This window comes from Anabaena sp. 4-3, from assembly GCF_001597745.1.
Classification (GTDB): domain Bacteria; phylum Cyanobacteriota; class Cyanobacteriia; order Cyanobacteriales; family Nostocaceae; genus Trichormus.
In genome coordinates, this window is record NZ_LUHJ01000072.1 from 42119 (window position 1) to 67256 (window position 25138).

Sequence of the window (25138 nt, forward strand, 5' to 3'; positions counted from 1 at the left end):
TTTAACCATTGAACTCTTGACGACAATTGTATTATATATGTAGTATGTTTACTCCCAGCTAACACTCGCGCTCCTGGGCAGTGTGCATCATGGCTAAATTTCAAGACTTGATTAATTACTTTCGTTCCGACTGGAAGCTGAGTATTTTCAGTATTACAGCCTCTAGTATTTACGAAATTATCGATTTGGTAGTTCCTTACGGGATTGGGCAGATTTTGAACGTGTTGTCTGATCAACCTTTGGATCAACCATTGACACAGGCGATCGCCATCATTTCCAACTTTACCAATTATCCAGCAAATAAAACACTATCTCTAGGTGTATTGCTGGGTTTAATTTTCCTGGTGACGGTAGTCAAAGCACCGACACAGCCTTGGTTAACCGCCTGGTTTCACTGGGATATAGCTTTAAGAGTGCGTCGAGATAAAACCCAGACAGCGATCGCAAAAATTCTGACTCTACCCCTAGAATATTATGATGTCAATAACCCTGGACGCATCGCCGGCAGAGTAGCCAGAGGAATTTCTAACCACACATGGACATATCCGGAAATCGCCGGACAGTTAATCCCAAAATTGTTGCGGGTGCTGGGAATATTTGCATTTATCTTGTTCATTGAATGGCGAATTGCGCTGTTATATTTAATTTCCTTTGTAGTTATCCTCGGCTTGAGCTTGAAGAAATTACAGCGTCTAATTTGGCATGAAAGTCTTCTAGATAAATACATGGAAGACACCGAAAGCCGGACTTCAGAACTAATTACCAACATCAAAACAGTCAAAGCTTTCGCTACAGAAGCTAAAGAATTAAAAAGGCAAACACAACGTTTGGATAGGGAGTTAAAATTAGTCGATTATCGCATTCATAAAGGATATGTGAATCTGATAACTTGGCAAAAAACTGTCATCCAATTTTGTGTGTTTGCTATCTTGGGTTTAACTTTAGCAGCAACAGTCAACGGTCAAATTTCTCTCGGTCATTTTGTCATGACTTTAACGCTTTCTAGTATGGCTTATGCTGAACTAGAACCAATTAGCACACTAGCAGAAGTTTTTTCTCGTCGCTATGTTTCCATGTTGCGGTTTCATGAATTTCTGCAAGAACCAACTGGTAATGAATCAGTGGGGATTTTAACACCGGAAGATGAGACAACATCACCTTACAAATTTACTGGCAAAGTGGAATTTTCTCATGTCAGTTTTGGTTATGATGATAGCCGTCAAGTCTTGCAAGATATCAACTTATTGATTGAGCCATACCAAACAGTCGCCTTAGTCGGACGTTCTGGTTCTGGTAAATCTACACTGGTGAAATTGCTATTGCGGTATTTTGAACCTCAAAGCGGACAGATATTGATGGATGGTGAAGATATTCGCACCTTGAATGTAGGTAAGTATAGACGCAGACTAGCGATCGTTCACCAAGAAGTAGACATTTTTAACGGTACTGTTTTAGATAACCTCACCTACGGTAGACCTAACGCTACATTTGAGGAAGTTGAACAAGCCTGTAAAATTGCCAGAGTTGACGAAGTAGTAAAGCAGCTACCCCAAGGTTATTACACCGTCGTGGGAGAACGTGGAGTCAGGCTATCTGGTGGACAAAGACAGCGTTTAGGTATTGCTAGAGCCTTGCTAGTGCAACCCGATGTCCTGATTTTTGACGAAGCCACCTCTAGTTTAGATTACGAGTCTGAGCGTTCCATACAATTAGCCATGCGATCAATTCAAGGTACTTGTACCACAATCGTCATTGCTCACCGCCTGAGTACAGTACGGGAAGCAGACAAGATAGTAGTTCTAGACAAAGGCAAGATTGTAGAAGTCGGTAGCCATGAGGAACTCTTGCGTCATCAAGGTATTTACCGCCGCTTGCATTCCCTGCAAGAAACCGGAGAACTTCTAGAGTAGATTACAATTTTTGTAGGGTGGGCATTGCTTGCAGATTGCTAAGACCTTTAGTTTTACATTGTTGGCAATGGCCACCTGACGCTGATAGGACTGCTGAAGTGGGTTAAAGTAGTTAATTTGTAGGTAAACAGAATTATTGATCAACCCGCCCCTACTACGAACAGAAAAAATTTTTTCTCCACCCCTTGTCATTTCTAAAATCTGCTGCTAATATTAGAAATCGTGGGAGATACGGGTCGGTGTCCGAGTGGTTAATGGAGACGGACTGTAAATCCGTTGGTTTACGCCTACGCTGGTTCAAATCCAGCCCGGCCCACCTTCAATTCTAGATTTTGGATTTACGCAAATTCAAAATTTAGAATTATCCAAATTTTGCCCGTGTGGCTCAGTGGTAGAGCACACCCTTGGTAAGGGTGAGGTCACGAGTTCAATCCTCGTCACGGGCTTTTTATAAAACATCGAAAACTCAATCTTTTCAGCCATTTGCATATTTGTTGTCTCCAGCATATTTAGCTGGAATTTTTTATAATTTATTGTATTTATATGCAACAAAATCAAAAGGTGAATGTTCACACACACCAGGTGCAAGAATCAAGTAACCTTTAAGGGTAAGTTCAGCGATCGCTTTCGTAACTGCAATATCGCCTTTATGCTTAGTATGGTGTAACACCAAAAAACCCTTTTTATCAAAGATGATCACTCTAATTTACAGTTTTTAGAAGTGTGTATTAAGTTAAAACGAGCGCGGCAGGACTCGAACCTGCGACAGACTGCTTAGAAGGCAGTTACTCTATCCACCTGAGTTACGCGCCCAAGTCAAGTTTTTGGCTCAAAAATAAGTTACCTACAACATTATATCTTGTTAACTCATAATCAGCAATCAAAAAATTGCAGATTTAGCAGTAATATAACTAAGAAGCTATAAGCAAGTTAGCGAATACACCCTAAAAACAGCACAAAGTGGCTATTAATTAGCTACATTAACTGGTCGATGAGTGGTTATTTGGGTGTTGATGCCTATACTCTAGGGATAGGGTACTCTAGGGTAGTTGGTCAAACCCAACCACGTAAGTAATCGCACTCTTGGCGATGTTGCCAAATCCGATTATAAAACGCATATCTACAAAGCCCCTGTGAGGAGTGATTTGCTAGTGCCATGTTTATTTTGAAACGGCAGGATGTTGAAATATCAAGCATTCAGCACCCAAAAAAGGATCAGCAGGTGCCGATTCTCCATTATCAGGGGCAGGCTTTTCGCTTGATTAGTGTGTTCAAAGCTGGACAAGAAGAAGAAGCAAGAGCCTTATGGAGAGAATTAACAGATAATCGAGGTAAGGCTTGTGTGTTGCTAGAAGAACCAGAACGTTTTAGCGTCTGGGGTAAGGTACGCTTAGAGCAGATAGAAAATGAGACTGGCGGCAACAGCAAAAGCGGAATTTTTATCCAAGCGAGTATTTTACTGTTGCAAGCTGTCCACATGGACATTGAAGATTTTTTGGGGACAAAGCAAGCTTCATTATTTGAAAAAGATATTACGGAAGTTTTAAAACAGCAACAGTTTCCTGAGACTAATACCATAGAAGCCATAAAATATTGGGTGTCGATTAATCCCCTAGAAGCCCCTAAACTTCCACCTTGGAAAGAAAATCATGTAGTTAGCTTTCTACAAGAACTACATAAGTTAGGAAAAACATATTTTGGTAACGCCAACTTCGCCAATCAGGTGGCAGATAAGTTACAGGAGATGCCAGAAGGTGAGCGATCGCTCTTCCTCACTTGGCTAAATCAATCTTCTCTGAGTAAACTGTGGCAATAGCATCAACAGTGTTAGCAAAAATACACTAATTAGCAGTTGCTACAAGGCTGCAATTATACTTGACACATTTGATGCCAGTTCAAATACAGCCAGAGTGCATTGAGTCGATTACTATGAATAGTTCTTACAAAAATTCGCCATACCCGTTTAAATCTCTGCTGACTACCCAAAACATTGTCTTGGCTAGCATTGGCTGGGGGGTACTAGCTCTGCTATACTTTTTGTTGTTTAGTGCCAAAGTCCCAGGAGCTAATGGTGTAGAAAGCCGTGCCGAGTGGTACGTGATTGGTACAAATATCTTTGAAGCGGTAGCTTATCTGGGTGCCGGGATTTTATGCTTAAGGAATTGGCGCAGTCCACAAATTGTTAGTAGTCGCAAGGTGTGGCTAGCCATTGCCATAGGCATGCTTTCTTATTTCCTGGGAGGGATATTTTTTGGCTATACAGAAATAGTTTTAAAAGAAGAACCGGATGTATCTATCGGCGACGTGTTTTTTGTACTCAGTTATATATCCCTAGGCGTAGGCATGATTTTAGCAGTAGCAGCCAGACGAATTAATCTCGAAAAATGGCAATGGCTCATTGTGTTAGGAATTGGAGTATCCGGAAGTTTTTTAGCATGGTGGATTTCTATGCACCAAAAAACCGGCTCAGATGAATTATTAGCCCAGATTCTGAACTGGTTTTACATAGTGAGCGATGTACTACTTTTAATTATCGCTACTACCGTGCTGTTAGCTTTTTGGGGAGGACGAGTTGCCCAATCCTGGAGAATGATTGCGGCGGCCGCGTTTTCGCTCTACATTGCAGATATGTGGTTTAAATATGCCCAGGGTCCTAATTATCAAAGTGGAGAAATCTTAGAAGTGTTTTGGGTGTTTAGTGGAGTGTTATTTGGTATGGGTGCTGCCCTAGAATATGACGCATCATTAAGCCGGAATCGGCGGGAGCGCGGACGAAAACGAGCATAAAAAAGATTGGTGTCTACCGTGAGAAAACTAACAAATTCTGACAAACAAGAAATTCTCAAACTCTATCGCGAAACTGCTGAAACAACCTCAACTTTGGCAGAACGCTATGATGTAAGCAACTCAACCATTAGCCGCTTGCTAAAAAGCACCTTACCAGAAGATGAGTACGAATACCTCGTTTCTTTAAAACGTGCGGCTCGGACTCCTGAAGGTAGGGCGCAGGTAAGTTATGACAACATCCCTGTTTTTAGTCGCGAACCAGAGCCAGAAGCAGAACCAGTTCCTAGCAAGGAAAAACCACGCTTGAAGACGCGAGAGGTTGAGCTACCCAAGCCAGTGGTAAAACCAGAGCCATCCCCACAAGAGGATGAGGAGAATCAAGAAACTCCTGGCTTGAGACGGGTGCGACGGCGTTCTTCAGCAGAGGAAAAACCCCGGCCTAAGCCAGCAAAGCAGTTGGAAATTCCCATAGTCAAGCCACCGGAAATTACGCCTATTTCCAGTCCTTTGCTTGAGGATGAGAAGCCTGATGTGACGGCGATCGCCCAAATGTTCGGGGAAGACTTGCTAGATGAGTCTGAAGATTTGGAAGATTTAGAGGATGAGTTAGAGGAAGATGAAGAAGATTTAGAAGAGGAAGACTACGAGGAAGAGGAAGATTACTTTGAACGCCCCAGACCTATAGTCACAAAACGCCGATTGGGAGAAATTCCAGTTCAAGTTTTACCATTATCGGCGGCGGCTTTGCCCAGAACTTGCTATTTAGTAATTGACCGTTCCGCAGAACTAATTACTAGACCACTCAAGGATTTTGGGGATTTAGGGCAGATTCCCAGCATCGAAACTCAACAGAAAACTCTACCAGTGTTTGATAATCACCGAGTTGCCAAGCGGTTTTCTACCAAGCGCGATCGCGTGATTAAAGTTCCTGATAGTAAAATGCTACATAAGGCTCGCACCCATTTGCAAGCTAAGGGCATTACCAGACTGTTAATTGATGGACAGGTCTACTCTCTATCTCTGGTGTAAAACCTCAAAGTGAGGCAATTCCTCACTTCCACCCCCTAGTAAATACCTGCCAATCCCCCTGTCACCACAGCAGTTGAATCTTTGTGTCCGCCCAAACTCCCCAAGATTCACTGTTTGACACTATCACCACTACAACTAGAGTTGTAGTGGTGATATTATTAATGACTCAGCTTGTGCCAGTTTTAAATACAACCTCCAAAATATCTGGAACATTTCAATATCTTTTTCGACCAATGATTTAGCACTAAAAATTACAAAATTTTCGCAAAAATATGAAAAAAATACTCAAATCTGTGATGACAATCTCTGCATTGTCTTCCTTAGCCATAGCTGCTGTGACAATTAATCCTAGTCAAGCTGCGGCTGAAACGAAAAAAGGTACTGATGCTAGTTATATCGGTGCTGGTGTAGCAGCAGGTGTTACCAACGGCGGACAAAATAACGATGCTGCTAACTTTGGTGGTAACATCACAGGACGGGTGAAATTAGGCAATACACCATTTTCTGCACGGGGTAATGTGTTGTGGAATGATAATACAACGGCAATTATTCCTGAAGTTTCCGTAGATGTGCCGATTGCTAACGGCACTAATGCCTTTGTCACTGGGGGTTATTCTTTTGTAGAGAAAAATAACTCACCTAGTCCTTTGGGTAATCGAGAATCTGTAGTGGTGGGTGCTGGTATTGAGTCAGAAGTTGCTAACAACTTCCTGATTTACACCAATGCCAAAGTCGGTTTACGTGCTTACCAAGATAGTCCTGCTTCTGCTGTCAGCATCAATGGCGGTATCGGTTATCGTTTTAGATAGATAAATGCTGAATTATTTTTGGGTTAGTATAGTATATATTTAACTCAGCACTGAAAACTCAGAAACATAAAAAGCTGGTTTGATTAAGTGTAACATCACTAATACAGCCGGCTTTTTGTCATGTTAAAATTGAGGTATTATTCATATTTCCGACCGGATTACCGGGAAATATTCAGCCGAAAAAGTGCTGTTTGCTTGTTGATTCGGCAATTACCGATGCCTAATTGAGAATACTATAGAATCCTGATGGTTAAATCTGCTCCTCCCCCCACAACCGCTAATCGTAAACCTTCCAAAGTCGAAGGTCTGAAAGAAAATAGTAATTTTTTACGTGAACCTGTAGCAACGCAGATTCTTGAGGATACCACTCACTTTAGTGAAGATGCTGTACAAATCCTGAAGTTTCACGGTTCTTATCAGCAGGATAACCGCGATAATCGCGTTAAGGGACAGGAGAAAGATTATCAGTTTATGCTGCGGACAAAAAATCCGGGTGGGTTAGTACCGCCGCAGCTATATTTGGCTTTAGATAAGCTGGCTGATGATTATGGTAATCATACTTTGCGGGCAACGACTCGCCAAGGGTTTCAATTGCACGGGATTTTAAAGAAAAATCTCAAAGCGGCGATCGCTACTATTGTCAATAACCTGGGTTCAACCTTGGGTGCTTGTGGCGACCTCAACCGCAACGTTATGGCACCACCAGCCCCTTTTAAAAACAACCCTGAATATCAGTATGCTTGGGAATATGCCCAAAATATCGCTGACTTACTTTCACCCCAAACTGGTGCTTATTACGAAATTTGGCTAGATGGGGAAAAAGCCATCAGCGCGGAAGAAAGTCCAGAGGTGAAAGCCGCTAGACAACGCAATGGCAACGGCACAATTTTCCACAACACAGAAGAACCGATCTACGGTACGCATTATATGCCCCGTAAGTTCAAAGTCAGTGTCACAGTGCCGGGAGATAATTCCATTGATTTATATTCTCAAGACTTGACTTTAGTAGTTATTACTGACGAACAGGGCAATCTAGAAGGATTTAATATCTTTGCGGGTGGTGGTTTAGGCAGAACACATAACAAAGAGGAAACCTTTGCCAGATTGGCTGATGCCATTGGTTATGTCGCCAAAGAAGACGTTTATGATGCAGTCAAGGCGATTATTGCCACTCAGAGAGATTATGGCGATCGCACTGACCGCCGCCACGCTAGGTTAAAATACTTAATCCATGATTGGGGTGTAGATAAATTCCGCGCCCAAGTAGAAGAATATTTGGGTAAACCTCTTGCACCCTTTAAACAGCTACCAGAGTTTAAATATCACGACTTCCTCGGTTGGCATGAACAAGGCGATGGCAAACTATTTTTAGGCATTTCCATTGATAATGGACGGGTTAAAGATGAAGGTTCATTACAACTGAAAACCGCCTTCAGAGAAATTGTTGAGCAATTTAACTTACCCATCCGCCTGACACCCAACCAAAACCTGATTTTCTACGAAATTGAGCCAGCAGACAAGCCAGCCATACAACAGATTCTCGACCGTTGTGGTGTGGTTTCTGACCCCAGCACCATCGACTCTTTAGTACGCTATGCTATGGCTTGCCCAGCTTTACCTACTTGTGGTTTAGCAATTACAGAATCAGAAAGGGCAATACCTGGAATTCTCGAAAGAATTCGCGCTGTTTTGGATAAAGTAGGTTTACAAAATGAGCATTTTGTGGTAAGGATGACAGGTTGCCCTAATGGTTGCGCTCGTCCTTACATGGCAGAATTGGGTTTTGTGGGGAGTGCGCCAGAAAGCTATCAAGTGTGGTTAGGTGGTTCACCGCATCAGACAAGACTAGCGCAACCTTATGTTGACCGCTTGCATCATAATGATTTAGAAAGCTTCCTAGAGCCGATTTTTGTCTATTTTAAGAAATCTCGGACATCTGGGGAAAGCTTCGGGGATTTTTGCGATCGCGTTGGTTTTGATGCGATTCGGGAATTTGCAGACAAGTATAAACCAGAAGCAGAGGAAGCGATCGTAGAACCAACCGTTAAGAATCGTAAATCAGCACATCGCATCAGTGTGCAAGATGATGTTTACGACAAACTCAAACAAACAGCCGCTAGCCAAGGTAAACCAATGTCCGCATTGGTGAATGAGGCGTTGAAAATTTACTTGCAGATGGAATAGAAAACTGAATTCCATTGCCAGTAAAGAAACAAGAAGATTAATATATAAAATGGCTGTACCGATGTTTTGGTGCAGCTTTTTCGTATTTATAGCGGTTTTCAACGAGATTGAGAAGAAAAATATTTGAACGCCGATGAACGCCGATGAACGCGGATGAATCCTTTAGAAGACAAAACTTCGTTTTTAGGCGATCGCTGTGCTTATTCTGAGGAGAGGCGATCGCGCAAATCTGCTAAATTTTTACGATAAATAACAGTCTGTGGGTGATTTACTCCTAAGCGTCTCTCGGCAATATCTATAGCTTTGATGAACAACGGTTCTGCTTCGCTGTATCTGCCTTGGGAGTTGTAGAGTAATGCTAGGTCGTTGAGGCTAATTGCGGCATCGGGATGTTCTTGTTCTAGCAAGCACTGATCTAGTTCTAAAACTCGCAGATACAAAGGTTCTGCTTCGCTGTATCTGCCTTGGGAATGGTAGAGTTGTGCTAGGCGGTTGAGGGTATCAGCGACCAGGGGATGCTCCGCTCCTAATAGTTTTTGCTTGAGTACCAATGCTTGTGTGTACAAAGTTTCTGCTTCGCTGTATTTGCCTTGGGAATGGTAGAGTAATCCTAGATTGCTGAGGCTGGTGGCAAAATCGGGATGATCTTCTCCTAAAAAGCGTTTATCTAATTCTAAAACTTGCAAATACAGAGATTCAGCTTCTTGATATCGTCCTTGACAGCAGTAGAGTAAAGCCAGGTTGTTCAGTACATGAGCCAGAGCAGGATATTCTACTCCTGGCATTTTGCGGCAGATTTCTAAAGCTTTTTGATATAGCGGTTCTGCTTTATTGTAAAGTTTTTGTTTTCTGTAAAGTTCTGCCAAACCGTTAAGGCTAAGTGCAACATCAGGATGTTCTTCTCCCAGCAGTTTGCGTCTGAGTGCCAAAGCTTGAATGTACAAGGGTTCGGCTTGGCTGTATCTGCCTTGATACCAGTAGAGTTCTGCTAGGTTGTAGAAGCTAGTGGCTAAGTCTTTCTCTAAACCTAAATGTTTTTGCAGTTCCACAGCCTTGCTTAAATACTCAATTCCTAATTCCTGCTCTTTTTTATAATCCTGACATTCGCCCCGTTCAAGTCTTGTTCTGTAAATATTTCCTATGCTACAGTACAAAGTCGCTAAAGTTGCATCTTGCACACCTCGCTGTTCTGCATCTTGAATAAATTTTTGTAAATCTTCTATAGGTAATAAATAAGGATTATCATCATCAAAGCGTGAAATTTCATTATCACTAAAAGCAAAACGAATCGGCTCTAATTCCCTACTTGAAATTGTGTTTTTCTTTCTAGACACAAACCGAAATACACCATTGCGCCAACTCCAAAAGTCAGGAGCTTTCTTCATCAACTCAACTAATATTTGATTAGTCACCCACAGCACGATTGCAAAAGGGAATTCTCTTAATGCTTCCCTAGTCCATTGCAAGTAACCGAAAAAAACATCTTGTTCTGAACGCTCATTGCCAAGTTTGAGAAAATAAAGCTGTTCTGCACCAGTCACAGTAATTACTGCTGGGTGATGTTGACGCAAATACTCTTCACTTTTTACCAATTGAGAAATAGCAGCCGTTAAACTCGGTTCACCCCTTGCCAATGTTACCCGATAGGTACGAAACAGAGGTTGTAATTCTGCTTCATACTGAGCAATAATTTCATCACGAAAACTAGCATTATCACAAACGGCAATTAGTAAATTTAATCGATGTGCTTTAGCTTCAATGGAAACAATTAAGTCATCATAAGCATCTCGATTTTCGTCATCTGGTAATAAGTCTTCATTCACCATTAATCAACCCCCTGCGTTTCAAAGTTTCAACAAGAATGGGGTGAACATCATACCAAGTTTCATCATTACGATATTCCAAAATATACAAACCATGCAGTAATTCTAAAAATTCCGGCTGCTGTACATCTTGAGGCTCGAACTGCTCATAAGTTATTTTCAAAATTTCAAAATCGTCTCTTCCTAACCGCAGAGACAGGTCATTACGAATTTGCTTAATTGCTTGTTCTATAATTTGGTCATCAATGACAATTCTTTCTCCTGGTGTTTGTCTGATGATTCGCAAACAAATACGACAACATACATTACCCAAACGAATCAACTCCCGCAGCACTCCTCCACTGTAAACAACAATTTTCTCTGCGGCTGACTTGTCGATTAATTCACTAGGAATTCGTTTTTGTAATATTTCACATAAAATATCTTTTGCTTCATTCCGGGGTTGGGCATCAGGTAAGCGGTTTTCACCCTTACGAAAAATTTTGATCACAGGCATCACCACAGTTTGGTAGTTAGTTTCTGCACCAATAAGTGGCCAGAGAAAAGTATCGCACATTACTGAAATAGGAATAGTATATATAATTCTAAAATTAGGTTGAAATAAAGCTTTAATATTATCTCGATAAATCTCGTTTACCCTTCCCAAGTCTAGTTTATCTAAATCATCGATGATGACTATCACCTCTTTTTGAGTAGCAACTTGAATCAAAGCAGCAATTTCATTAATCCGGGCAACTAAATCAGATATTTTGCGTTCAAATTCCTGTGTAATTTCCTCTCTAACTTTCGCATCAGCTTTTAATTGAGCTTTCAGGAAACTGAGTAAATTAAAACCCAACTCAAGCCCACCCCCTAACTCTGCTTCTGTAGTTCGAGTGCGAGTGGCAAACCACCCATAGATTTGGTTTTTAGTAGTTTTAGGAATTTCTACCTTGCGTGCTTCCGCCTCATACATTAAATTAAGTGCAATAGCAAATAAAATATTGATATGATTAACAGCCGACATTTCAATATTGTCAGCAATAGAGAATAACACTACAAAATAATTATCTTGAATTTGCCGACTAAACTCAGCTAACAAAGAAGATTTACCACATCCCCGATGACCAGTAAATACAATCTTGCCATCACCATTAGGACTGTCTTCAACTAATTGAATTAAATCTGCTATTAAATCATCACCATAATCTACTCGAAATTGCTCCATTTCTCTCTCACCCATCAGTGGAAACAATTCAAGATTGCTATAAGCTTCTTTAAAACACTGTAGTAATTCTTGAGACATTGGCTATGACAAAATCAATTGAATATAGGGTAGGGTGTGTGAGCGCACAATACGGCACTATTGTCTAAAATTCAGATGCCTTACTACAAAGATTTTAGTTTTATTTACTGGACTTACTGATCATCACCCATCTAGCTTCAAGTCTAATATATCTAACCACAATCTTCTCCCCTCCTCTCTGCGCGCCAGTTGCTTCAAGTCGGCAGAGCCGCCCAACGCACTGGCTTGCCTCTGCGCGACGGACACTTTGCTCAAGTCGGCAAAGCCGCCCACGCAAGTGTCCTCCTCTGCGTGAAAAAATCCCAACCATCCCCAAAAAACATTACCCCCCTCCGTCGCCGGAGAGGGGTTAGGGATGAGATATGAAAATTCTCACTAGCTGCAACTCAGGAATTTTTAGTAAGCGTCCTGCAACTCGTAGAAATCAGGCGAAATGTAATCCTTCCGCAAAGGCCAACCTACCCAATCTTCTGGCATTAAAATCCGTTTTAAATTGGGGTGTCCTTCGTAGATAATGCCGAACATATCGTAACTTTCCCGTTCCTGCCAGTCTGCTGTTTTCCAAATCCAGTAAACAGAAGGTACTACAGGATTTTCTCTCGGCAAGAACACTTTCACCCGAACTTCTTCAGGTTTATCAGCATTATCACCAACTTTAATCAAATGATACACGCTGACTAAATCTTCGCCAGGGCCGAGGTCAATACCGCCTTGAAACTGGAGATAATTAAACCCGTAAGCATACAGGGCTGTAGCGATAGGAAGCAGAAAATCAGGCTCGACTTTAATGATTTCTACACCATTTTTATCAGCTTCCAAAGACTCATGAGCAAAGCCATTGTCTGCCAACCACTGAGAAATAGGCCCGGCTTGAACTATAGCTTCTTCTCCTGCTGGTACTGGTTTTAAATCTTCATCAGCCACGTTTCTGTTCCTCCTTCTGAGTTTGGGCTGTTAACAGTGCAGGGGGAACTGGTAAACCAATTGCTTCTGTCAATTCTTTCGGTGGGTTGAAGCGAGTGTCTGACTGCATATACTTACCAGTTAAAATTTCTGGCACTGGCTTGAGGTTATGAGTTGTGCTGTAAAAACGGTGGGTTTGCTTAATTTGACCCCGTTCTTGCATGGAATCATTAGCAATTTTTTTCCGCAGCTTGATAATTGCGTCAATAATTGCTTCAGGACGGGGAGGACAACCAGGTAAGTAAACATCCACGGGAATTAACTTATCAACTCCGCGCACAGCCGTGGGAGAATCCACACTAAACATCCCGCCTGTAATTGTACAAGCTCCCATTGCAATTACATACTTTGGTTCGGGCATTTGTTCATAAAGACGCACTAATTGAGGTGCCATCTTCATGGTAATTGTCCCGGCTGTAATAATCAAATCGGCTTGACGGGGACTAGAACGGGGAATTAACCCGAAACGGTCAAAGTCAAAACGAGAGCCAATTAAAGCCGCAAATTCAATAAAGCAGCAAGCTGTCCCAAACAGCAAAGGCCACAGACTAGAAAGCCTAGCCCAGTTGTAGAGGTCATCAACCGTGGTTAAAATCACGTTTTCAGAAAGGTCTTGAGTGACTGTAGGACGCTCAATGGGGTTGATGATTCGCTCTTTACCCTGTGTGGTTAAATCAGAATTCAAGACCATTCTAAAGCTCCTTTACGCCATGCGTAAACTAAAGCGACTACGAGAATTGCAATGAAAATCAACGCCTCAATGAATGCCAATAGCCCCAGACGGTGAAAAGCAACTGCCCAAGGATATAAAAACACAGTCTCTACGTCAAAAACAACGAAGACCAAGGCAAACATATAATAGCGGATATTGAATTGAATCCAGGCTCCGCCAATGGGTTCCATCCCAGATTCATAGGTGGTGCGACGTTCCAGGCTATTACCAGTAGGTCTTAAAAGCTTGGACGCGGAAAGTGCTAAGGCAGGAACTAGGCTACAGATAATGAGAAAGCCTAGAAAGTATTCGTAACCGCTAAGAACAAACACAATGAATATGTACCGCTTAAGGTGTAAATAAGGCTGTTACTTTCTTTTACATTATATCTGTTTAGTTTTTCTGAAATCTGGGAAACAGACGGATTTCAAGTATTTGATTCATTTTTATAGGTGATAGAAAAGTCTAACGAATATGTCATAATTTTTAACGTATATTTAATATTTCCTCTCTGCGAGACCTGAGTCATGAGCGAACAAGCTGTTGAAACTACAGTGTTAGACCGCTACGAGTGTCGCGCCTGCGGTTATGTTTATGAACCTGAAAAGGGTGATGATAAGCATGACATTGCTCCAGGGACACCATTTGCAGAATTACCCGTTAATTGGCGTTGTCCAGTGTGTACGGCGAAAAAAGTAGCTTTTACCAACATTGGCCCGGTTGGTCAAGCGTCGGGTTTTAGAGAAAATCTTGGGTATGGTCTTGGTGTCAATAATCTGACTCCAACTCAAAAAAACATCCTGATTTTTGGGGCTTTGGCTTTAGGCTTTTTGTTTTTTATGAGTCTCTATGGCTTGCAATGAGCTAGGAAGCAATTCAGCCTTGAGGCTTTAGTGTTAAATACTTACTGTGTGTCATCACTCATCCACTTAAGGTAAACCTTCTAGAGAAACCTTACACAAATTGAGAAACAGCTACAAAAATTCTGATGCAATCAATGGTTATTTTGAAAAGTTGGCAAAAAATATTTGCTCTGTTGTTAGTGGTGTTCCTCTGTATTGGTTGTAGTAAAGTTCCATCTACCAGCTACAACCCTTGGGCGGTAATTTCTTTACCAACAGAGGCAAAAATCCTAGATATTGCCTTTACTGGCGATCCTCAGCATGGCTTCTTAGTTGGTAGCAACGCTACGCTGTTAGAAACCCATAATGGTGGTGACACTTGGGAACCTCTGACATTGGCGTTAGATGATGAACGGTATCGTTTTGATTCAGTAAGTTTTGCTGGTCAAGAAGGTTGGATTGTGGGAGAACCTTCTTTACTACTACATACCACTGATGAAGGTCGTTCTTGGTCACGGATTCCTTTAAGTGAAAAGTTACCGGGTAATCCGATTTATATCCACGCTGTCGCAGATAACACGGCTGAGATGGCGACTGATGTAGGAGCAATCTATAAAACTACTGATGGCGGTAAACACTGGAAAGCTCAAGTAGAAGCAGCCGTAGGTGTGGTGCGTAACTTGGAACGTTCTGCTGATGGCAAATATGTTGCTGTTTCTGCTAAAGGTAGCTTTTATTCGACTTGGGAACCAGGACAAAATGCTTGGGTTCCCCATAACCGCAATAGTTCCCGTCGGTTAGAAAATATGGGATTCTTGGAAGACGGTCAAATGTGGTTATTAGCACGGGGTGGTCAGGTACAGTTTAGCGAACCCAATCAACCGGAAGAATGGCAAGAAGCCAAAAATCCTGAATTTTCTACCAGTTGGGGTTTACTAGATTTGGCTTATCGCACACCCGCAGAACTTTGGGTTGGTGGCGGTAGTGGTAATTTATTGCTGAGTACCGATGGCGGTCAAACCTGGGAAAAAGACAGGGATGTAGAAAGTGTCGCTGCTAATTTTTACAAGGTTGTGTTTTTACAACCTGATCAGGGATTTGTGATTGGCGATCGCGGTGTTTTGCTAAAATATCAACCCAATGTCGCTAAAGCAGCTAAGACTGAAGCAGCAGCCTAATAACATACCAAGTTTTATGAGAACAAGTTTGCAACTTGTTACTCTTTCTAAACTTTGTAGGATAATAAACTCAATAACGTCTTTGTTGAAGGTAGGGATCTAAATGTCAGGTACCACTGGAGAACGTCCGTTTTCCGATATTGTTACCAGTATCCGTTACTGGGTAATCCACAGTATCACCATTCCAGCATTATTTATTGCTGGTTGGTTATTTGTCAGCACCGGGCTGGCTTATGATGTGTTCGGCACTCCTCGTCCTGATGAGTATTACACACAAACACGGCAAGAATTGCCCATTGTGAATAATCGTTTTGAAGCTAAACAGCAAGTTGAACAATTTATCGACAAGTAATTTGAAATCATGACTAGCGGTAACAATATCAATCAACCAGTTACTTATCCAATTTTCACGGTTAGATGGCTGGCAGTGCATACACTAGCTGTACCTACCGTATTCTTTCTGGGCGCGATCGCCGCTATGCAGTTTATTCAACGCTAGGAGTCGTCAATCATGGAAAGAACGCCCAATCCTAATAATCAGCCGGTAGAATTAAACCGGACTTCTTTATACCTGGGATTACTGTTAGTGTTTGTCCTGGGAATTCTGTTTTCCAGTTACTTCTTTAACTAACTGGAACAGTTTTTGTGAATCTTTGTTGATCTAAATTCTGCGTTGATTTTTTCATTTAGGGAGGAGGAAAATCTGTGTCAGCTGGAACTGGGAGAATTCCCCTGTGGGTCGTCGCTACGATCGCAGGTTTAGGTGTAATCACTGTTGTAGGCATTTTCTTTTACGGAGCCTACGCTGGTATCGGTTCTTCAATGTAATTTGGGTTTGAATCGAATACCAGATCATATTTCGAGAAATTGTTGAGAAATCAGCATAAAAAAAGCCGCCTGTCTCTTACAGATAGGCGGTATATTATTTACTGATTTATTGTCAAATCAGGTGAATCGAGAACTAAAAACAGATACTGGGTAAAAATTACAGCAAGCAATTGCTCAATTAACCAATATCATCGCGTTCAATGTATAGCAACATAAACGCCATTGCGACGGCTGGAAACACTAAGCCAGTCAGAGGCACAAAGATGGAAGGCAAAAATGAAGCTGCCATAGTAAAGATTCCTGTTAAATTACACTACAATTCAAGACGAGCTTACTGCAAATTCAGGCAATTTTTTTTAAATTCTAAAGATTTTTAACACTGGCTGGAAAGGGAGTAATCACAAATCGAGTAACTCATCTAGCTGCAAAGAAGGCAAGTCTGGGGGAACCACAGTCCGCAGCACGGTGACTTTATGACTTTCTTGCTGCGTCACCAGATTGAAAGCGATCGCCTCTATGCGAATTTCTAAGCAGCCAAAGGGAATAGTCAATTGCATCATCACCTCTACCCCTCCAGATGCACTCTTAACCAAATCTTTCAGCAAGTGAGGTCCATCTAACAACCAGCGAGTCTGACAATCTTCCACCCATAACTTCACCGCTACTTGTGGTGATACTTCAGGTAGTTCTACTCTCACCCTGACAGCATTACCTGCGATCAACTCTCCTTCTGGAAGGTAAAGTTGAGGAATTGGTAAAGGCTCGGTGAGTGTTCCCACCATCTCTGGAGAACTAAATACATCTGTAATATCCGTATTTTCCACTTGTGAGCTATAGCTGTTGCTTACGTCCTCTTCCTCCATATCATCTACAACGATTTCTTCTGCTAACCAAGCTAAAGGAGTTTTAATTTGCTCAACCGGTGGTGCTTCTGGTGACAATGGCACTAACTCCGAAGATTCAGAAACAATATTTTCTGGCTGTTCATCTTCCAGATTTTCCGGTTCCTGTGCTACCACTGTCTCCATCGGCACGCTTGGTATTTCAGCATGATCATTGACTGCCGCATAGGGAAGAGAAACCGCAGGTACTTCATCCTGTATAGTCTGGTTCTCCGGCACATCATGAGATTGTGTATCTGGTAATTCTGGCAAAGAGTATCCTTGGCTGTGCATCCATTTTCTAATCAGAGGCGATGAGTAAGAAATTGCTGGAATGGGTTGTTGACTCACAGCATCATCAATGGATTCCTGATCAGGATTTTCTACCAGTTCTACCTGAGAATTATCACTGACTTCTATGGGTTGTTGGCTGACAATATCATCAGCAGACTCTCGACTGGAATTATCTGCTAGTTCTACCTGAGAATCATCACTTAATTCTAGAGTGGGTGAAACTTCTAGTTCTGCCACAGCCGGGTTATCTGCTGATTGTGTATCACCATTGAGAAATTCTGAGGGATGTTCAACCTCAGTTATGGGGAGATTGATCTGTGGTAAGTCTTCAGCCACCTGAACATCCGATGTTTCAGGCATCGGGCTGGGTAGGCGTTTCAAGTAGGGAAAACTACTGCTGAGTATCTGCCCTCGACGATTTGTAATCACCAGCTGCTCCAAGTTAATCGGAGCCGGGGTTGTGGTTACTATTGCTTCATCCTGTTCTACAGCATTTGCTAACAGCATTTGTGCGATTAAATCAGCACTAGCCCCATCAGTTTGATTCTCAGGTAATTTTGGTAGTTGTAACCCACGGGAATCGGCTAATTTCTTAAGTGATAACTTGTCAATTTGCGCTGGTAAGGGCTGGTTAGGAGATGGAGAAATCACAAGCTGAGATTTTTCTGGTGTCGGAGTTTTGACCAAATTAAACAGTTCTAAATTAATGCTGGTAGTGGCTTCATCCGTTGGTAATGCGAGTGTGCTAGTCTCGTTTGCTAGTTCTAGGGCGCGAGATTGGGCAGCCGTGACTGCCAGTAATTCTGTGACATCTGCTGTAATAGTAAAGGACTGGCTAGCTAACAGCGTCACTTCTCCACCTTGAGTCAAAGCCCCACATAAATTAATATCTGCCAAGATTAGCTTCGATTCACAGTCAGCAGGAATATCCAAGACGGAACGAATCGTAAAAGGTAGAGATTTATCTGTTAAAGTTTGGCGAATTTGGGTGAGGATTTCAGAGCTAAGAGGCGATCGCAGTTCAATGCTCAGTTCTAAAGCGTAAAGATTGTCTGACAATAAGTCTTGAGCATTCTGGGCATTTGGCTCTAATTCTACACGCCCCTGAATGGTGAGGACATGACCCCAACGAGTAATATAGGTTGCCTTATCCAGTATCAGTGATAAAGGCAATAATGGTTGTGTAGGTGGAGTATGCTCAACTTTTTCTTCTTCTAGTAAGTTGGCAGAGGTAGGTAAAGCTAAATCAATTAAATTTTGTAAAATTTGCTCTGCCGTTTCACCTTTAAACCAAACTGGACTGACAGGTTGATCAATTAATGCTTCTTGCCCATGATCTGTAGTTAAAAATTGGCTGTGTTTGGCAATTAAGAATTCTGAAGAATTAAGTGAAATTGAGGCTACATTCTCCCCTGTATCCGGTTGTCGCTCTGCCCCGTCTACTGACTCAGACATCACTTGTAAATAAACACCAGACTGCCAAGACTTACCTAGCATATCTGACATCAAGTCGCCGGAGCAGCGTAACTCCCATATTCCCGCCTTCAGGTAAGTAAAGGGAATCACCGCCATTAAGCCGTCGGAGTTAGTGCGTCGCAATTGTTTTTGAACGCGCCGCTTTGGCGGTACTTCTTGAGTTGACAAGTGAATAACTCGCACTTCCACATCTGTATTAGGAAGGCTAGAACGAGCTAAAACCCTATATTGTCCTTCCTGAATTTGTGTGTTTGGCGATTCTAAAGCGTACCATGAGCGATCGCCCTGTTTCTGAATCAGAAATTGCCAGTTTTCCATTGTAAATGATGCCCAGACCGAAGAGCAGCTGAGTAATATTTTGCATTATCTTGCTTGCCAGTTTACCTCAGCAATATCTAATTGCATGATTTTCATGTCATGTTTTTATTCAGACACGATAAATCAGAGTTTTGGTAGATACCAAGGCTTGTTGAGATGGCATACGTCAAGTTAGTAGTTGGTTACTTGACTTCTCGCACTTCACCCAGGCGTGTGAAGCGAATTTCAATTCTTCGGCGTGTGACATCATTTTGACGAGCGATCGCCGCCAATTCCCCACTTGGTAAAATCAACTGCGCCGCAGAGTAGGCGCGAAACTTCAACCCCTTTAGCCTTCCTTGTTGAGTTTGCAAATTACGTAGCACCTGAACTACTGCTAAAGCACGCATCAAGCCTAAATCAGCATTAGAACCAGCTTGAAGATTAGCAATGGGTAGTTGACCAATCACTACTTTTTCTAAATTCACGTCTAAGTTACTGACAACCTGACCATTTGGCTGTCCATCAGTATGACCAATCACTTCCACAACATTAATTTTATATTGTTGTGTTGTCTTTTCTATCTCTGGAACTATTTTTCTGACAATATAATTAAACATTGCTGGCGGAATTTCTGCACTACCAGAATTAAACCGATAAGCACCTTCGTCTTTAATCTCAATAATTGGCGGAACCTGATTATTTTTGATATTCTCTTGGAATATTTGTTGTGATATTGATGATGTAACAATAGTCAGCAATAAAAACAAAATCAATATCAAAAAAGCATTAGACATTAAATCTGTAAACGCCGGCCAAATATTCAACTCCTCATAATCTTCTCTATGCTTTAACCGACGAGCCATAGTCATCCCAGGATTTTTAGATCAAAAATTTTATTCTGCGGGAAATGCTTTTAAAAAAGCTTCTTCATCTTTCATGTTTATCACATTTTTATCCTGACTGCTTGAATTAGCATCTTGATAATTTATATTAGTTACTTTCTTGATACCTTTTGCTAAAGTTTCGCCAAATTTATGATATTCCTGAATTAATTTGCTATTATCTGTGTGGATTGACTGCATTTCTATAATTAAGCTTTCTAGCTTCATGCTGATTTGATTCGCCAAAACTTCAATGTTATTTGCCACATTCTGCAAATTCTGACTATTACCATCCATCTTATTAGATACATCAGCCAAAGATAAATTTACTTTTCCTGTATATTGATTGATAGAATTTATTAATTCCTTTAAACTCACTTCAACAACATTCAAACTATCAGCTTTATCTATAATTCTTTGTTCTAATTTGTCTAGCTGATTAATCGCTTGAGAAAATCCATTCACCCCTTGCTTGATTTGGGGGATGATTTTCTCCAGATTGCTTTGATTAGACTTATTTAACGCGAATACTTCTAAGGAAGTTTGAGTCAGATTTTTAATATCTCCTCCTAATCTAATCAATTCTTGATTACAAACCTGTACCTCTTGCAATACTGTGGCAAACGATGTAACTGTATCAGCTAAACTTGCAGCCGATGCTGAAAATTTTGATTGTGTTCTACTCAAATCTGCTGTAGCTGCTGACAACTTTTGGGGAAATTTACTTTTTTCAAAAATTTCAGCAGACTGTTTAAATATCTGAGATTTTTCATTGAGTTCAGCAATTGTCTGTTTAAATTCATCTGCTGCTTTGGATATAGTACCAGCAGCATGATAAAAACTCTCATAGACTTGCTTGGCTAACTTAACAGTTTCTTGGTTTCCTTGAGAAATTTGTTCAGCTACTTTTCCAATAGATTGTTCTACTGCATCCCTGACTGTAGTACCAAATCTAGTTAAAAATTCATCCTGCTGTTTTACCATTCTATTAACGATTTTATCTAGACGAGTATCACCCTGTACTTCAGGTTGATAAACGTTATCTAGGTAATCTTCTAAAGAACTTAACAGTCTGTATTTAACAAAGGTAGTATTTTTCAACCAGTTAAATAATGTCAGTATTGCACTGAATACAAGTCCAATCAAACTGGTTGTAAAAGCAATACTCATACCTTCCAATGGTTTTTGTAGCTGCGCTACTAACTCATTAATATTGCTGGCATTGGTTTGATTGATTGTTTGACTCAGTGCTGATAGATTTATTGTAATCCCTAAAAACGTACCCAGTAAGCCAAAAGATAACAGCAAATTCGGCAGAATTCGACAGAAATAATCAATCTGTTCACAGGTGAATAACCAAACCTTTTCTCGACTGTAAATTTGGTCTACTAATGCTGCTGTGTTCACCTGTTCTAACTCTTTACTAGCCAGCTTAAACCTGTATTTTATTTCCTCTAATATTTTTTTCTGTTCTCCGGGTGATTTTCTATCAATTAAGCGTCTGACACTCTCCTCTAAAGATAACAGATGTTGATAGAGTGCTAGGCGGAGAATAATAGTACCGATAGATGGGATGACGACGAGTACAAAAGTGAAGAAAATTAAATAAGGTGGGATTGATGGCATGAAAGTAATTGGTGTGTGAGGATATATTTAAGAGATATTGGGGGATGCTAATTCTAAAGAGGATATTTAGCAAAAATTCTTTGTTTTTCCCGTTCGTATTCCTCTTCATTCAGGAAACCTTCTGCTAAATCTTGTTTTAACTGCTCCAATTCTAAACGTCGTTTGGTTCTATTATCATTACCATTTACATTGACAGGTGCATCAATAACTATTTCTCCACTCAGCACTTTTTGATTTAATGTATCGCTAGTTGGTGCAAAAGTAGGAGTTTGGAAGGTTCTAAATTTCTCATTCATTTTTCTCCGAAACCGATTAATAATTCCTTCTTTAGCGGTAGGATCTGTAGTGTCGGAAGTCCCCACTACGGCGAGTTTATAAGCATAGTTAGGACTATCTGGGGGTAAATTATCTACTGCTTGTACAAATTGACGTAGTTTTGGTAAATATTTATTTTCCCAGAGTTGAGGTTGTGCAGCTATTGTGTTAATTTCTTGGTCTAAAAGCTGTTGCAATGCTGCTGTCATGTCACTGCGGTTAGCGAGTTCTTCTAAAGCTTGATTCCACTCAGGACTCAATGCGGCAGTGTTGTAAGTATCTCGCAAGGAATCATAATATTGAAATTCCAATTGCTGATTTTGTGGGTTTTCTGTCAGTAACCCAAACGCTAAACAAGGATAGAAGATATCTTCTAGTTTTTCCAGTGCGATCGCATCCGGTGGAATAATATCAGGGAATGTAACCCGATAATCGTTATGTAAAAAAGCTGTAGCAGAATTCTGTTCTCTCAAGTAAGGGTTTCTCATTCTATCTAAACCACCAATTAGTCTCAAAGGAAACCCAGCATATTCATTAACAATTAAAATTTCGTCTTCTGCTTGTGTCGGTTTTAAAACAGTTGCATCAACTCCCAACTCTTGTTCTAATAAATTTTTAAACTGTTGTACTTCTAACTCATCTGTATTTTTAAACCCAATTAACTTACTACTTTTAGCGGGATCTTCCCGGAAATAAGGATCAGCTAAAGTCAGTCTGAGCAAAGGTTTAGCTTCTTGCATCACTTGTGCTAACCGAGTCGAACGCGCTGCTAAAGGATACTTCTGCATAAACCGCTTAATCACAGAATTAACTATATTGATGACACGCGCAGCAAATAACTTGTCAACATTACGATTAATTTCTTTTTGCAACTGTTCTTGTGTGGTGCGTTCTTTATCTATAAAAATTGCTAAAGATTGACCTCTACCAGTTGGTTCTGTAATTTCACCACTTACTAAAACTAACTGTCCGCGAAAACCATCTTCTGGTAACATTGTTTGATAACAACGTTCAATATCTTCACTATCAAAGATAGCTTCGCCACTCATTTCATCAAAATTTAATTGTCTTAAGTCGCCGTCTTGCTTCTCATAGCTAGTTTGTAAATCTTCCACTAATCTGCTAAAAGCAGTCACTTGATTACTTCTCTCTTGAATATGCTTTTGTAATTCATTGACAATTTTCAATGCTTCCTGACAGACTGTAAAATCAAAGTTGTGCTGAATAGTTTTGCATACTTCCTGCACTACTCTTTTAGCTTCCGCTTGTACTGGTGTATTCTTATTGTTAAAGAAAGGAAGACTGGCTTTATTCTCAATATCTTCTATTGTTTGTTCAGCATCCCGCCATTTTCTTTCAATATCTTCCCAGCGTTTCATCCCATTAAAATCAGTAATAGCTTCTTGCAAATTACCTTGATAATTATTCAACTCATGTTGCAAAGCGTCTAGCCAATCCCGACAACTTTTGATCGAAAAGTTCAAATCGCTGGGTGTAAGCAACTGAATTATATAATCATCAATATTATGTTTTAGTTCTTTAGCGGTGTTTGGAGAAGTCTGTAAAACTTTTGTGAGCCAAATTCCTCTGGTACTTTCTGTTTCCCCTGGTTGAAATTTACGGAATTGCTCCCGAAATTCTCTTGGTAACTGTTGGCGAATGCCATAACGAGCATCTTTATTTTGACAATCAGAAATTGAACGTTCTAATTTACTTCTCCAGGTGTTGATAGTATTACTAAAATTTTTATTGGCTTCTTCTACTGACTCTGATATTTTGGTTCTGAAGCAATCTTTATTAATTAGGTCATTTTGCCAATTATATTGGATTAAAAATTGCTCTAATAATTTGAGAGGGTCTGGACTTTGACCCTTACCATATAACCAAAATTTTACCAGAGATAAACTCACCTGCATTAAGGCTATTTGTACAATAGTGTCACGAGGGAAATAAATAGCCGCTAACCCAAATGTTAAATATCGTTGTACATTAGGACGTGGGTGTTTATCCCACTGAATTATGTGTTGCAGAAAATTATCTCTATTTCCTTTAATTACAGGTGATAACTCGCCAGAAAAATCTAAAGCAATCTTATGAGCAATAACATTACATAATTTACCTTGTTCAAGTATTTGATATTCGCCACCTGTTTGATGCGAAACTAAATAAGTATAGTCAAATGGCGGACGCTTTTCTTGAATAAATACTAAATTTTGAATATCATAAAAAGCTGCAAATTGTGTACTGGGATTACTGTAATAATCTAATTCTTTGAGAGCCGCATAAGTATTGGCACTCATATTAGGAGTATTGCCATATAATTCAGGACTAATTACTAAATAGCTGACAATCTGAGTTTCTTGTTCTTGATAAAGATGTCTCAGGCTATAAGCAATATCCAAAAACATCCCGCTTCCTGTACCGCCACATAAAGAACCAATGACGAAAATATTTAAACCAGATGCGACTCTGATACCTTTTCTGAGTAATAAAGAATCATGTCCTCTGGTAAGTCTTTCTGCGGTTTCAATCGCTGTTTTTATCTTTTGATAGTTATGAAAAAAAGCTAGTCTACCTACAGGTCTAATTCCTTTTGCACCTTCTTCAACTGCTTTAATATTTCGCAATAGTTGGGGAGGAAACCATCTAGCAATATGCTCATAGGGGCCATAACGAGTATATTCAGAACGCCGTTCTAGTCCTTCCACAAACATTGTGACTTCTTTGGAGGACATAGTGGCACTAACTTTTTCTGCTTCGCGGAAACTTAGGTCAACACCGTGATAGGTACTACCTGTACGAATACCAGCTACTTGTGTTGCGGCTTTATCAGTGTCGATATGCACAAAACTCACAATTGGCAGATTATTTAAATCTCCATAGCGGTCAACAATTAGCCGCCTAATTCGCATTAAAACATCCCTTCCAGTACCACCCAAACCAATACAAATTGTGCGGTTAATACCTCGATATTGTAGGTCATTGACAGTTGCTTGGCTCATTTGATGCACCTTG

24 protein-coding genes and 3 tRNA genes are annotated in these 25138 nt (G+C 40.6%); 14 read left to right on the top strand and 13 right to left on the bottom strand.

Annotated elements, in window-relative coordinates:
* Positions 1 to 89 precede the first annotated feature (89 nt).
* The 3 genes from A3775_RS20630 to A3775_RS20645 all read left to right on the top strand — a co-directional run bounded on the left by A3775_RS20630 (position 90) and on the right by A3775_RS20645 (position 2356).
* Positions 90 to 1910, top strand: a complete 1821-nt coding sequence (locus A3775_RS20630) for an ABC transporter ATP-binding protein (protein ID WP_066426560.1) — start codon at positions 90 to 92, stop codon at positions 1908 to 1910.
* A gap of 233 nt (positions 1911 to 2143) precedes the next feature.
* Positions 2144 to 2226: transfer RNA gene (locus A3775_RS20640), tRNA-Tyr, on the top strand.
* A 58-nt stretch (positions 2227 to 2284) separates the two neighbouring features.
* A tRNA-Thr gene (locus A3775_RS20645) sits at positions 2285 to 2356 on the top strand.
* 77 nt (positions 2357 to 2433) lie between these two features.
* Here A3775_RS20645 and A3775_RS24785 read toward each other — a convergent pair.
* Together A3775_RS24785 and A3775_RS20650 are read right to left on the bottom strand one after the other, a co-directional pair.
* On the bottom strand, positions 2434 to 2580 hold the full coding sequence (locus A3775_RS24785; protein WP_231867044.1) for a group I intron-associated PD-(D/E)XK endonuclease: 147 nt from the start codon (positions 2578 to 2580) through the stop codon (positions 2434 to 2436).
* 69 nt (positions 2581 to 2649) lie between these two features.
* A tRNA-Arg gene (locus A3775_RS20650) sits at positions 2650 to 2723 on the bottom strand.
* Between the two features lie 343 nt (positions 2724 to 3066).
* Between A3775_RS20650 and A3775_RS20655 the strand changes: the two genes are divergently transcribed.
* From A3775_RS20655 to sir, 5 genes are all read left to right on the top strand, one after another.
* Positions 3067 to 3726 carry an Npun_F0813 family protein gene (locus A3775_RS20655; protein ID WP_066426561.1) on the top strand — a complete coding sequence of 220 codons (660 nt, stop codon included), beginning with the start codon at positions 3067 to 3069 and terminating at the stop codon, positions 3724 to 3726.
* A gap of 113 nt (positions 3727 to 3839) precedes the next feature.
* A complete protein-coding gene (locus A3775_RS20660) occupies positions 3840 to 4697 on the top strand; it encodes a hypothetical protein (RefSeq protein WP_066426732.1) in 858 nt (285 codons plus the stop codon).
* An 18-nt stretch (positions 4698 to 4715) separates the two neighbouring features.
* Positions 4716 to 5726 carry a transposase gene (locus A3775_RS20665; protein WP_066426564.1) on the top strand — a complete coding sequence of 337 codons (1011 nt, stop codon included), beginning with the start codon at positions 4716 to 4718 and terminating at the stop codon, positions 5724 to 5726.
* 272 nt (positions 5727 to 5998) lie between these two features.
* A complete protein-coding gene (locus tag A3775_RS20670) occupies positions 5999 to 6535 on the top strand; it encodes an outer membrane beta-barrel protein (RefSeq protein WP_066383712.1) in 537 nt (178 codons plus the stop codon).
* A gap of 246 nt (positions 6536 to 6781) precedes the next feature.
* Entirely contained in the window at positions 6782 to 8719 is a 1938-nt protein-coding gene (gene sir, locus A3775_RS20675; protein WP_066383713.1) for a sulfite reductase, ferredoxin dependent, read from the top strand.
* 200 nt (positions 8720 to 8919) lie between these two features.
* On the opposite strand, the gene A3775_RS20680 is transcribed toward sir, so the two are convergent.
* From A3775_RS20680 to ndhC, 6 genes are all read right to left on the bottom strand, one after another.
* Positions 8920 to 10545 carry a tetratricopeptide repeat protein gene (locus A3775_RS20680; RefSeq protein ID WP_066383715.1) on the bottom strand — a complete coding sequence of 542 codons (1626 nt, stop codon included), beginning with the start codon at positions 10543 to 10545 and terminating at the stop codon, positions 8920 to 8922.
* Positions 10535 to 11827, bottom strand: coding sequence for an ATP-binding protein (locus tag A3775_RS20685; RefSeq protein WP_066383718.1), 1293 nt, complete (start codon positions 11825 to 11827; stop codon positions 10535 to 10537). Before A3775_RS20685 ends, A3775_RS20680 begins: the two co-directional genes overlap by 11 nt.
* Positions 11828 to 11950: 123 nt before the next feature.
* Positions 11951 to 12100 carry a hypothetical protein gene (locus A3775_RS24460; protein ID WP_156481696.1) on the bottom strand — a complete coding sequence of 50 codons (150 nt, stop codon included), beginning with the start codon at positions 12098 to 12100 and terminating at the stop codon, positions 11951 to 11953.
* 123 nt (positions 12101 to 12223) lie between these two features.
* Positions 12224 to 12751 (bottom strand): NAD(P)H-quinone oxidoreductase subunit J, encoded by a 528-nt coding sequence (locus A3775_RS20690; protein WP_066383720.1) that lies wholly within the window; start codon positions 12749 to 12751, stop codon positions 12224 to 12226.
* A complete protein-coding gene (locus A3775_RS20695) occupies positions 12744 to 13481 on the bottom strand; it encodes an NADH dehydrogenase subunit K (RefSeq protein ID WP_066383722.1) in 738 nt (245 codons plus the stop codon). The genes A3775_RS20690 and A3775_RS20695 overlap by 8 nt, the downstream gene beginning before the upstream one ends.
* A complete protein-coding gene (gene ndhC / locus A3775_RS20700; RefSeq protein ID WP_066383733.1) occupies positions 13472 to 13834 on the bottom strand; it encodes a photosynthetic/respiratory NAD(P)H-quinone oxidoreductase subunit C in 363 nt (120 codons plus the stop codon). The genes A3775_RS20695 and ndhC overlap by 10 nt, the downstream gene beginning before the upstream one ends.
* Positions 13835 to 14029: 195 nt before the next feature.
* Between ndhC and A3775_RS20705 the strand changes: the two genes are divergently transcribed.
* The 6 genes from A3775_RS20705 to A3775_RS23885 all read left to right on the top strand — a co-directional run bounded on the left by A3775_RS20705 (position 14030) and on the right by A3775_RS23885 (position 16350).
* Positions 14030 to 14365, top strand: a complete 336-nt coding sequence (locus A3775_RS20705; RefSeq protein WP_066383736.1) for a rubredoxin — start codon at positions 14030 to 14032, stop codon at positions 14363 to 14365.
* Positions 14366 to 14499: 134 nt separating this feature from the next.
* Positions 14500 to 15522, top strand: coding sequence for a photosynthesis system II assembly factor Ycf48 (locus A3775_RS20710; RefSeq protein ID WP_156481697.1), 1023 nt, complete (start codon positions 14500 to 14502; stop codon positions 15520 to 15522).
* 103 nt (positions 15523 to 15625) lie between these two features.
* Positions 15626 to 15874 carry a cytochrome b559 subunit alpha gene (gene psbE / locus A3775_RS20715; RefSeq protein ID WP_066383741.1) on the top strand — a complete coding sequence of 83 codons (249 nt, stop codon included), beginning with the start codon at positions 15626 to 15628 and terminating at the stop codon, positions 15872 to 15874.
* Positions 15875 to 15883: 9 nt separating this feature from the next.
* Complete coding sequence (gene psbF, locus A3775_RS20720) at positions 15884 to 16021, top strand: cytochrome b559 subunit beta (protein ID WP_015139785.1); 138 nt, start codon at positions 15884 to 15886, stop codon at positions 16019 to 16021.
* 12 nt (positions 16022 to 16033) lie between these two features.
* Positions 16034 to 16153: a photosystem II reaction center protein L gene (locus A3775_RS23880; protein WP_010997988.1), complete on the top strand. Its 120-nt coding sequence runs from the start codon at positions 16034 to 16036 to the stop codon at positions 16151 to 16153.
* 74 nt (positions 16154 to 16227) lie between these two features.
* Positions 16228 to 16350, top strand: a complete 123-nt coding sequence (locus A3775_RS23885; protein ID WP_015139786.1) for a photosystem II reaction center protein J — start codon at positions 16228 to 16230, stop codon at positions 16348 to 16350.
* A gap of 178 nt (positions 16351 to 16528) precedes the next feature.
* On the opposite strand, the gene psaI is transcribed toward A3775_RS23885, so the two are convergent.
* The 5 genes from psaI to A3775_RS20740 all read right to left on the bottom strand — a co-directional run bounded on the left by psaI (position 16529) and on the right by A3775_RS20740 (position 25125).
* Positions 16529 to 16639, bottom strand: coding sequence for a photosystem I reaction center subunit VIII (gene psaI, locus A3775_RS23890; RefSeq protein ID WP_015139787.1), 111 nt, complete (start codon positions 16637 to 16639; stop codon positions 16529 to 16531).
* 109 nt (positions 16640 to 16748) lie between these two features.
* On the bottom strand, positions 16749 to 19319 hold the full coding sequence (locus A3775_RS20725) for a hypothetical protein (protein ID WP_066426567.1): 2571 nt from the start codon (positions 19317 to 19319) through the stop codon (positions 16749 to 16751).
* Between the two features lie 182 nt (positions 19320 to 19501).
* Entirely contained in the window at positions 19502 to 20164 is a 663-nt protein-coding gene (locus A3775_RS20730; RefSeq protein WP_066426569.1) for an OmpA family protein, read from the bottom strand.
* Between the two features lie 30 nt (positions 20165 to 20194).
* Positions 20195 to 21808 carry a hypothetical protein gene (locus A3775_RS20735; protein ID WP_066426572.1) on the bottom strand — a complete coding sequence of 538 codons (1614 nt, stop codon included), beginning with the start codon at positions 21806 to 21808 and terminating at the stop codon, positions 20195 to 20197.
* A 53-nt stretch (positions 21809 to 21861) separates the two neighbouring features.
* Positions 21862 to 25125, bottom strand: coding sequence for a tubulin-like doman-containing protein (locus tag A3775_RS20740; RefSeq protein ID WP_066426574.1), 3264 nt, complete (start codon positions 25123 to 25125; stop codon positions 21862 to 21864).
* Positions 25126 to 25138: the final 13 nt, after the last annotated feature.